This is a genomic window from Enterococcus mundtii (assembly GCF_002947535.1).
Classification (GTDB): Bacteria; Bacillota; Bacilli; order Lactobacillales; family Enterococcaceae; genus Enterococcus_B; species Enterococcus_B mundtii_B.
In genome coordinates, this window is sequence record NZ_PUAP01000062.1 from 1 (window position 1) to 6245 (window position 6245).

Below are 6245 nucleotides of genomic sequence, written 5' to 3' on the forward strand. Positions count from 1 at the left end.
TTGACGTTTGAGCTAGACGAATCAGTTGTATATGGTAACCACATCGATGAATTATTGCGTAATTTAAACAAAGACTAATGTTCTGACGAGTTGACTCGTTCGTATCAATGGTCAATCAGAGGGCGGGACAGAAGTGTTTAGCCTCGAGAAATAAGGCGCCATCCACGAAAATTGTTTTTCAAATTTTTGTGGATGGCGTCTTATTTTCGAGAGGTTATTTCTGCTCCCGCCAATTATTTGGTTTTAGGGGGGCGAGAGAGCTTATGTCCCACGCTCTTTTTTAGATCATTGAAATCGAGGATTGGTTGATATCGGACCTCACGCATGATGTGGTGCAATGAAGTTAACGATAAAATAAGACAGTAATTGCTTTTTGTAGCTATTTTGACTCTTCGATCGATAATAGCAATAGCAATTAGTTCGCTTATCTATTTTGCTATGATATGATTGTATTAGATAAAAAGGAGCTGATAATTATGAAAACATCAACAAAAGTAACGATTGGATTAAGTCTCGCAGCAGCAGCAAGTGTGGCAACAGCTGTGGTTGTTTCTGGCAAAGTGATCGAAAAAATCCATCATCTAAGCAACCGAACAAAAGTTAAAAAATTCGTGTATGACAAATTTGATGGAAATGAAAAGTTATTAGATGTCGTCGACCATTTATCAGATAGCGATTTAGATTCATTGATGGGCATGCTAGCAAAGATAAAATCTGGCAAAAAGAAAATTTCTGTCTATGGCGACTCCATCAAAGACTCCACAGAGGATGCAAAAGGCCGTCTGATGTCACTTGTTGAGAAAATGATCTAAAACGATTTTCTCTTAATTGAATGAAAAAAGGAACAAGCAAGATGATCATCATCATTGTCGCTTGTTCCTTTTTTATATGTGCAATAAAAGGAGATAACAAAAGAGTAAATCATCTGCTTTTTTTAAGTTAAAACCTGTCTGTTCATCAAATTTTTCGATCCGATATTGGAGCGTGTTTCGATGCATGAATAGCTGTTTGGCTGCTGAGCTGATGTTACCAAAATTTTTCCACAGTTCGATAATGATCTCTTCCATTTTCAATCCACGGATTATTTCTTGGTATTCATTCATTAACTGACTAGATGTGACTAATTCTTTTGTATAATAATATAGGGCAATTTCTTGAATAGAAGTCGTTTGATCGGCTACTTGTATTTGTGTTTGCTTATTCAGAAAAATCTTTCGTTCTTCATTGAACATAGCGGTTAGATTTTGTCCAGCTGTATGGAAGGAACCAACAAAGGCTTGTGTAGTCATATCAAAATCGACATCCAGAGATAAAAAGATGCCTTTTAGATCCGCAGTATTCAAATAATTGGCATGCTTTCTTTCGATGATCAACGCATCTGTCTCGGTATATAGGAAAAAATCGAGGACTTCGGGAAATAATTCAGAGATTGTTTCTTGCCACTCTTTTTGTAAGAAATCTTGTCTTGTTTCAAGATGTAACTGGATGATTCGGCAGCTTTCTTCAGATACATATGCCTTTTCCTCAAATAAGTATTGGTACCAAGGATGGCTGTCTAGTGTATTTGTTTTCTGGAATAACGCTTTCAAAAGTTTTTCTTCTTGAACGGACAAGGAGCTTTTGTCGATCCACAAGAAGTAATCCTCTACGACTAGTGAAAGAATTCGATCATCAGAAGAAGGAGCATTCTTTTTTTGCGCATTTGGATATAATCCAAGTAACTTTTCTGTGTTCATCTACTTCACCTCATTCATTAGTTTACCATAGGTCATGTGTATAAGGAAAAACTCTTTGTACTTCATCAAAAAGCCAGTTATACTATTTTTGATAGGGAAAATAAGTAAATCTAAGAAAAAAGGTAGGAGTACAGGTGGAAGAGATAGAACAACAGCGAGCAAAAGAAGAATGGATGCGTGTAGCTATTGAAGAAGCCAAAAAAGCAGAAGCACTAGCAGAAGTACCCATCGGCGCTATCGTCGTTCATGAAGGTCAGATCATTGGTCGTGGGCACAATTTGAGGGAAACAACACAAAATGCAACAACACATGCGGAGATGATCGCGATCCAAGAAGCTTGTGAGGCAATCGGAAGTTGGCGCTTGGAAGAAACACAATTATATGTCACCTTAGAGCCGTGTCCGATGTGTAGTGGTGCGATGATTCTTTCTCGCGTAAAAGAAGTTTACTTTGGTGCCTATGATCCAAAAGGTGGTACCGCAGGAACATTGATGAATTTACTTGAGGATGAACGTTTCAACCATCAAGCCGAAGTGGAAGGCGGGATTTTAGAAGAAGAATGTGGTGAACTGTTATCGATGTTTTTTAGAAATTTGCGAGCACAGAAAAAGAAAACAAAAAAAGACTAGCCAAGGATAAAAAAATGCGGTATACTATTCTTTGCCGAAAGGCTAGGACAATGGTGGGCTTGTGAAGCGTGTCAGATCCGGAAGGAAGCAGCACTAAGCAGGTGCCGCCATGTGTCTGATTGAATGGAAGTCAATAAGCCTGCGAGGCTTATTTTTTTTAGCTTGACCGAGGGGAAGATATTTGGATTTTTTATAAAAATCTAAGTATCTTCTTTTTTTTTTGCAAAAACTTTCCATGTGAACAAAGTGTAACGCTATGGTATGATGAAAAAAAGTGAGGTGGATCAAAACAGTGGAAGAAATCGTTCTTTTACACACGAATGACTTGCATTCTCATCTTGAAAATTGGCCAAGGATCAGAAGATTTCTTGAACAAAAAAAGCGTGAAAATGAGAAAAAAAATAATACGACTACTATCACGGTTGATCTTGGTGATTTTGTTGATCGTTGGCATCCTTTATCAGAAGCGACGAATGGTCATGCAAATGTTGAACTAATGAATCAAGTCGGATATGATGCAGCAACCATCGGAAATAATGAAGGTGTAGGTAATTCCAAGAATGAGTTGAATCATTTATATGATCACGCGAATTTTGATGTGCTACTGAGCAACTTATTCGATAAAAATACCTTGCAACCACCTGTGTGGACAAAGCCATATAAAATCATCGAAACAAAGCAACGAACAAAAGTCGGTTTAATTGCTTTTACTGCGCCATTCCCGTTGACATATAATCCAAATGGTTGGGATATCCGTCAGCCTTATGATCTTTTGCCGGAACTTGTGGAGCAATTGCGCCCACAGGTAGACGTCCTTGTTTTAATGAGTCATTTAGGTATCCAAGATGATTTACAGATTGCAAAAGAAATTCCTGCAATCGATGTGATTTTAGGATCACATACCCATCATCTTTTTATTGATGGGAAAGTCGTGAATGAGGTACAATTAGCCGCTGCCGGTAAATTTGGGCAATATGTAGGAGAAGTACATCTTTCATTGGAAAATAAAAAAATCGTTGGACATTACGCCAAAGCGATTGCGACAGAGACAATGACTGCCTTTGTTGAGGATGAGAAAGAAATCACCGGTTACCTTGAACAAGGACATCATCTTTTAGCACAAAAGAAAGTGGCTGATCTGCCATTTGACTTATCACTTGATTTATTTGATGAACATTCCTTTATCCAAATCGCTTTAGAAGCGGTGAAAGAAAGAGGGAACACAGAAGCATCATTTCTAAATAGTGGGCTTTTTTTGAATAGCGTACCTAAAGGGCTGGTGGATCAAGATCAACTCCATAGCGCATTGCCTCATCCGATGCATTTGATCAACGTCACACTAAAAGGCTCGGATATGATTCGCTTAGTGTTGGAAATCGAAAAAAGTCGCCTTTTTTTACGGAATTTTCCTATCAAAGGAATGGGGTTTCGTGGTCAGATATTTGGAGAAATCTTCTATAGTGGGATCACGTATGATGCGGTCAATCGAGAAGTTCTGTGGCAAAAACAACCAATCGAAGAGGAAAAGGATTATACCGTTACTACAGTGGACCATCTGATGTTTGTTCCTTTTTTCCCGACCATCGAAATTGTCGGACAGGTCGATTTTTTATTTCCCGAATTTATTCGGACAGTAGTGGGAGACTACTTAAATGCTCACTACCCAACCAATGAAAAAGAAGGTATAATAGAGGAATAGGTGGTGAAAGCATGTCGACGAAACAAAATAAACAACGCAACAGTGACAAAAAAGAGAGTCAAGAAACGGTCGATCGCTCACAAGAACAAACAGTGACCGAAGAAGTGACGGCAGTTTTAGAAGAAATAATCGAGGAAACGAAGCCAGAGAAAGTCAAAGGAGAAATCGTCACATTGACAGATGAAACGAATCTTTTGATTGGTGATAGACCTTATCGTATCGTAACGGATTACCGGGAAGGTTTCAATGCTGAGAAGCTTGGTGAGAGATATAGCGAAGTGCTTTCCAGATACGATTACATCGTAGGTGACTGGGGTTACGAACAGCTACGTTTGAAAGGCTTTTTTGATGCCACGAATCGACGTGCTCACCCAGATCAGCGAATTGATGCATTAGAAGATTATTTATACGAATATTGTAACTTTGGCTGTGCATATTTTGTCATTGAACGTATTGGTGGAAAAAAAGAAAAAAACACCCAACGACGTAAAAAGAAAAAAAATCCAAATCGTAATACTCAAGCGCATATCGATGAAAAAAAAGCGCCTGTTGAAGCGGTACGCAAACAGCCTGTGATCAAAAACCGTAAACCAGCAACCAATAAAGCAACACCAAAGGCAACTGAAAAAACGTCAGAACGCCCAACAAAATCAACCTCTAAAAAGAATTTTACTATTAGACAAAGGGAAGAATGATCCTATGAATTATAAAGGCTATTTGATCGATTTAGACGGAACGATCTATCGTGGAACGGAGCCGATACCGGCAGGAAAACGATTCGTCGAACAGTTACAGGAAAATGGGACGCCCTTTTTATTTGTAACCAACAATACGACAAAAACACCAGGAACAGTGGCACAACGTTTAGCCACAGAGTTTGATATCCATGTCTCACCAGAAACGATCTATACAGCATCTCTAGCGACTATTGATTTCATGAAATCAGACGCTAAAGGAAATAAAGTGTATGTGATCGGTGAAGCTGGCTTGACAGATTTGATCTTGGAAGCAGGATTTGTATGGGAAGAAAAACACCCGGACTATGTCGTAGTAGGTTTAGACAATCACTTAACTTACGAAAAAGTGGTGACCGCAACATTAGCGATCCAAAAAGGAGCAACGTTTATCGGTACGAACCCTGATAAAAATATTCCTACAGAAAGAGGATTGTTACCTGGAGCTGGATCAGTTGTTTCTTTTGTAGAAACGGCGACACAAACAGCGCCCATCTATATTGGCAAACCAGAAGCAATCATTATGGATAAAGCAGTGGAACTTTTAGGATTGAACAAAGAAGAAGTCATCATGGTAGGGGACAATTACGAAACTGACATCCAAGCAGGGATTCGTAATGGCATTGACACACTGCTTGTATTATCAGGTTTTACCAAAGAAGAAGACGTCCCACAACTACCAACACCAGCGACCTTCGTCTTGCAATCGTTAGATGAATGGAGTTTCTAAAACAATGAAAAATAAACGATGGCAATGGGTGGAATATGCAGGGATGGTTAGTTTGTTCCTGACGTTGCTCACTTTAGCAATTGCAATAACGATCAATTTTCGTCCACTTTATGTATTTGATATCGGACATCTAGGCATCTTGGATTACACCACCGTGGATCAACCAACATTACTCCAAAATTATGATCAATTGATGATGTATCTGAATAATCCTTTTCAGCAAGTGTTGGCACTTCCCGACTTTCCAATGTCAGCGAGTGGCTTACATCATTTTTATGAAGTAAAGTTATTATTCATGCTTAATTATGGGGTGTTGCTACTAACATTGATCCCAAGCGGTTTGTTCCTTCGTCAATTGAAAAGAGACCAACGTTTGTGGCGGCTGATCCGTCCGTTTCAAATCGGTATGGTCTTGCCATTTGTTTTTGGCTTTTTTATGTTGATTGGCTTTGATCGTTTTTTTATTCTTTTTCACGAAACATTTTTCAATAATGATGACTGGCTGTTTGATCCTCAGACTGATCCAATCATCAATGTGTTACCTGAGCAATACTTCATGCATTGTTTCATTCTGTTTTTTGTGCTTATCGAATTATTTTTCGCTTTGATGGTCATTATAGGCAAAAGAGAATTGAAAAAGGGGACCAATTAAACAATCACTTTCGTGTAGCGCGTTGATTGCTTTTTCGGATATAGCAAAAAATCATCCATAAAAAT

At 38.7% G+C, this 6245-nt stretch carries 7 protein-coding genes, 1 other RNA gene and 1 pseudogene; 8 read left to right on the top strand and 1 reads right to left on the bottom strand.

The window, feature by feature from the left end; genetic code table 11:
* Together CUS89_RS15620 and CUS89_RS15625 are read left to right on the top strand one after the other, a co-directional pair.
* Positions 1-78: pseudogene (locus tag CUS89_RS15620) on the top strand (ribosome-binding factor A); the annotation flags it as partial.
* 398 nt (positions 79-476) lie between these two features.
* A complete protein-coding gene (locus CUS89_RS15625; protein WP_104872783.1) occupies positions 477-812 on the top strand; it encodes a hypothetical protein in 336 nt (111 codons plus the stop codon).
* A gap of 72 nt (positions 813-884) precedes the next feature.
* On the opposite strand, the gene CUS89_RS15630 is transcribed toward CUS89_RS15625, so the two are convergent.
* A complete protein-coding gene (locus CUS89_RS15630) occupies positions 885-1736 on the bottom strand; it encodes a helix-turn-helix domain-containing protein (protein WP_104872784.1) in 852 nt (283 codons plus the stop codon).
* A 134-nt stretch (positions 1737-1870) separates the two neighbouring features.
* On the opposite strand from CUS89_RS15630, the gene tadA reads away from it, so the two are divergent.
* The 6 genes from tadA to CUS89_RS15660 all read left to right on the top strand — a co-directional run bounded on the left by tadA (position 1871) and on the right by CUS89_RS15660 (position 6180).
* Entirely contained in the window at positions 1871-2365 is a 495-nt protein-coding gene (tadA, locus tag CUS89_RS15635; RefSeq protein ID WP_104872785.1) for a tRNA adenosine(34) deaminase TadA, read from the top strand.
* A gap of 40 nt (positions 2366-2405) precedes the next feature.
* An RNA gene (gene ffs, locus CUS89_RS15640) (signal recognition particle sRNA small type) lies at positions 2406-2490 on the top strand.
* 167 nt (positions 2491-2657) lie between these two features.
* Positions 2658-4064: a bifunctional metallophosphatase/5'-nucleotidase gene (locus CUS89_RS15645; RefSeq protein ID WP_104872786.1), complete on the top strand. Its 1407-nt coding sequence runs from the start codon at positions 2658-2660 to the stop codon at positions 4062-4064.
* A gap of 11 nt (positions 4065-4075) precedes the next feature.
* Positions 4076-4759: a YutD family protein gene (locus CUS89_RS15650; RefSeq protein WP_104872787.1), complete on the top strand. Its 684-nt coding sequence runs from the start codon at positions 4076-4078 to the stop codon at positions 4757-4759.
* A gap of 4 nt (positions 4760-4763) precedes the next feature.
* On the top strand, positions 4764-5528 hold the full coding sequence (locus CUS89_RS15655) for a TIGR01457 family HAD-type hydrolase (protein WP_104872788.1): 765 nt from the start codon (positions 4764-4766) through the stop codon (positions 5526-5528).
* Positions 5529-5532: 4 nt separating this feature from the next.
* Positions 5533-6180 carry a TIGR01906 family membrane protein gene (locus tag CUS89_RS15660; RefSeq protein ID WP_104872789.1) on the top strand — a complete coding sequence of 216 codons (648 nt, stop codon included), beginning with the start codon at positions 5533-5535 and terminating at the stop codon, positions 6178-6180.
* The last annotated feature ends 65 nt before the right edge of the window (positions 6181-6245 follow it).